Here is a 4,226-nt window from a genome sequence, read left to right as displayed (position 1 = left end):
AAAGATGGTACAGAATATCCTGTAGATACTTTGATATTTGCCACAGGATTTGATACAGTCCTCCTATCATCAATTAAAATTGTTGGTTTAAACAATCAATTGCTACAAGAAAAATGGCAAGATGGAGCAGAAGCATATAAAGGGATTATGATTCCCGGATTTCCTAATCTATTTATGCTTTATGGACCTAATACAAATACAGGTACTCAGTCAATTATTTTTATGGTTGAATGTCAAGTTAATTACATTATTTCTTGTATCCAAATGATGCATAAAAATTCACAGAAATATTTGGATGTGAAGCCTGATATTAATTCTGAATATAACAAAAAATTACAGGATGCAGCTGCTAAAACAGCGTGGAATAGTGGCTGTAGTAGTTGGTACAAAACAAAAACAGGCAAAATTGTAAATAATTGGCCTTTTTCAACAGTGCGTTATTGGCTCAACACTTTTCAAGCTAATCCCAAGGACTTTAATTTTTCTTAACCTGTTATTAAACGCAATAATTATTTTGTCAAAATACTTTTGTGCAAATATAAAAATCTTGTATACTTAAGTTGGTTCAGTTTTTGTTAAAAACAAAAATCAACAAGGACAAAATAATTATTAATTGGGTAGATTGGGTCGATCTTTGATTTTGCAACCAGCTTGTAGATGATACCCTAAAACCCAACCTTGTCCCTACTATTTTCAAATTATCTAGTTTTGCACCACTAAATTAAGGAGAGATTACAGTGGCAACAAAATATCGAACTCTACAAAAAGAACCTACAGCACCTAAAGCTCCATCAACAGAATACACTTGGGAACAGATAATGCTCTGCCATATGTGGAAAATATACTGCATATCATTCCCTTATTCCTATGTAGGTTCAAAAGAATATTTACAAAAACTATCTACTGAATCAGTTCGGGAAATTTTAGCCCATCCAAGAGTCAAAAAATTGATTGGAACATGGGAACTTGTATGGGGTATGGCTATTTTTCAATCCCGAGTGTCTAGAGTGAATGACAATACACTGTACATTGCTAAGTACAATGATAACAACCCAGCAAAAGATACTTATGTTCTTTCTGTAGCCGGAACAAATATGAAGTCGTTTTACGATCTCCTGATTGAAGACGCTAACTTCTACTCAACTAAACAGTGGAATAATGGTAAACCCTGGGAAAGTCCACCAGATTTTAAAGTTACTACTGAACCCTCAATCTCTTCAGGATTTACAAGGGCTTTGAATCTTGTATTTAATAAGACTACGGATAGTAATGGTACTATCGTTATTGATGCTCTCCGGGAAATAACCAGTAGCTCTAGCAAACCAATCGATCTGTTTGTAGTCGGTCATAGTTTAGCAGGTACTCTCGCGCCATTAACAGCTCTAGCATTACTTGAACGTCAGTCAGAGTGGGATAGCAAAAATATAACTACGCTAAAAGTTGTTTCCCTCGCCGCACCATCTTCTGGAAATCAAGCTTTTCAAGACTACTATACATCAAAACTTGGCGATCAAACTCAACGTTTATGGTCTTCTCTTGACATTGTTCCTAATATTGCAACAAAGGAAGCTGTAGCTTTAACTGCAAGCATATATGAGCCTGATATTCCCTCTACCCCATTAGTTAAAATTATCTGTTCGGTATGGAATGGGGAGATTGAAAACCATGAGTACAAATATATTACCCCTCAAGCCCCTTATACTGGAAGGGTTAATAATGATTTCCGCCTCGAAAATATTAACAAATATCCCGAAGTAAAAGAGTTTCTCGCGGAACAGTGTGCTGGAATGCTACTCTTTGCTTTTCTGAGTAGCTTACAATTAACGTCTGATCAATTAGAAAAGATTCCATTTGTAGGTCAGGTGTTTGCACCCCTTAAAGGTCAACTAGAAAAAATAATCAAGCTATATAGTGCTATAGTGTCAAAGTTTCTTGCTGAGATCATCGACGCAGGTGTGACAGCAGACCAGATGGTAGATATGATTGACGAGAAAATTGACTCAGTTCTTCAGGACGTGCTTGATAGTATTGGTATCCCGATAGATATTTCTATTGTAATGTCTGTCCTTCCTCATAACTTAATTTCTGGTGATAGCATCTATAATTTGATGGATTGGTATATGCAGTTCTATTACCAGCACGTAGACCAATATGTTGCATATTATGGCGTTCAAGAGCTTTACGACATCAAGGCAAAGATAACCAGTCAAGTAGAGGCAAGACTTAGTAAAGAAGAGAACAAGAAGCAAGAAGCCAATACTATTCTTCTCAATTATGGTAAAGCCAAAGAAGACGATATTAAAGATTTATTTAATGGCGAAGGTAAGCTACTTGCAGGAATATCTGATGTTGTCGCCCAACTCAAACAATCAGGTACGGTAGAGAAAACTGCACAACCTTTAGTTGTAGTAGTGGAGAAAAAGAAAAATGATAAAGGTTTGTTGGGTTAGTAAATGTTACTGTTTTATACCTTATATACGACAGTAGATTTATTTTGCTTTGTGGTGTAATTTTGACCGCTTTCCTGAAGAAGACAGGATGGATTATTCCAATCCCAGAGTATGGGAAAATGACGGACTTCCAAAAGGTGAGGTATTAGAGCCTGAAATGGCTATTAAAAGTTAATTACTTGCCTCGCCGATCTAATTAAATATTATTGCCGATCGCGCCATATCTTTATCTGCTAAGATAATTTATAAAGACTTATAGAGATAATTAATAATTTTTATAAGTCTTTATATTTTTAATGGGGCGATCGCTTACTGTAGATTTCCTCATAAACTTTCTGAACGTCATTCAATTTTTCACAACATAACAAAGTTGAAAAGAGGTATTATTATGACAAAAATAGAGAAAGAAAAATTTAATCTAGATATAGATAAACCAGGAATTGAAAATAAAGGCTATGACAAATCCGATCCAGACTCACCACCAAAGTATTTATGGGACAGGAAAATATTTTCTTTGATTTGGCTTTCCTATTGTGTTTCCTTTCCTAAGCTTTACAGTGGTAAAGAAACATATCTATCTAATTTAGCTACTAGAGCTGTTAAAGACACTTTCGAGAATAAGAAAATTAAGAGGTTAATTGGAGAATGGAATCTTGTATGGGGTGTTAGTGTTGAGCAAAGACCAACTTCTAATGTAGCGGATGCTACAATGTTTGTTGCTAAGTATAAACCCTATAATCTTCCTAAGAATAAGGGTAGTAGTTATGGGTCTAGTGTTAGAGATAGTTATAATACTGACTACACTGAAGATGATAAGCCAAGATATGTCATTTCCATTGCAGGAACAAATCCTTTCTCAATTTTTACTACTTTGTTTCAAGATTTAAGTATATTTAAAACTCGCTCTTGGAACAAAGGCGAACCTTGGAGTAAGGATATTAGAGATCAAACATCAAAAAGCGATCGAGCTGCCATATCTTCAGGAGCTAGCAGAGGATTGAAAATTCATTTAACAAAAATGCAGGGTGCTCGTGGTGAGTTACTTTTAGATTTTCTTAAAAAGGAAATAAAAACTTTAGTAGACAGTAAAAAAAAGGAAATAGAAAAGCTTATAGAAACAGAAGTAAAAAAAACAGAAGAAAGAGCAAACAAGGAAAGAGAAAATAGTAACGAGGAAACAAGAAGTGGATTCGATCCCGGAATAGAAATTGGAGAGACAATAGAAGGGATAAAAGAGATAATGGAGTTTTTGCCAGATAAAAATAGATCGGATGTATTATATATATTAGATTTAGACGATCGCAAGTTGGAAAAAATTGCTACAATACAGCGCAGAGGAGGTGTTGGGTTCGATAAAGAAGTAATAAAAGGATTAAAAAAACAACTAAAAAGTGTAAAACAAAAAATAAGAGACGTACTAAAGGTGGAAATAACTGTTGCTGGCCACAGTTTAGGTGGCGGTCTAGCAGAAATTGTAGCTTTAGCATTAAAAGAGAGACAAAAGGATTGGGATAAATATAAAGTATGCACAATAAAAGTCGTCTCAGTTGGAAATCCATGTTTTACAAATGATAAGTGTGTAGATAGGTATAAAGATAACAAACTAGATCGAGAGGCTTATCGATTTTGGTGCAATATGGATATGATTCATTATTTCACCACCAATACTCGTAAACTGGCAACCATATATGAACCTGATATTTCTGGAAATATACTGATTGATACTTTAACTAATATTCTCTGCCAGAGTGTCAAACAAAATAAATACAGACATAT

2 protein-coding genes and 1 pseudogene are annotated in these 4,226 nt (G+C 34.7%); all 3 read left to right on the top strand.

Annotated elements, in window-relative coordinates; all coding sequences use genetic code 11:
- Window positions 1–489, top strand: a pseudogene (locus F6K22_RS33855) (4-hydroxyacetophenone monooxygenase); the annotation flags it as partial.
- Between the two features lie 248 nt (window positions 490–737).
- Window positions 738–2,450 (top strand): DUF6200 domain-containing protein, encoded by a 1,713-nt coding sequence (locus F6K22_RS33850; protein WP_293108491.1) that lies wholly within the window; start codon window positions 738–740, stop codon window positions 2,448–2,450.
- A 388-nt stretch (window positions 2,451–2,838) separates the two neighbouring features.
- Window positions 2,839–4,226, top strand: a 1,388-nt coding sequence (locus F6K22_RS33845) for a lipase family protein (protein ID WP_293108489.1), incomplete at its 3' end; no start/stop codon positions are given.

It is taken from the genome of Okeania sp. SIO2F4, from assembly GCF_010672385.1.
In the GTDB taxonomy this organism is placed as follows: domain Bacteria; phylum Cyanobacteriota; class Cyanobacteriia; order Cyanobacteriales; family Microcoleaceae; genus Trichodesmium.
Note: the sequence above shows the minus strand (reverse complement) of the source record. Positions and strands in the feature narration are given on the sequence as shown.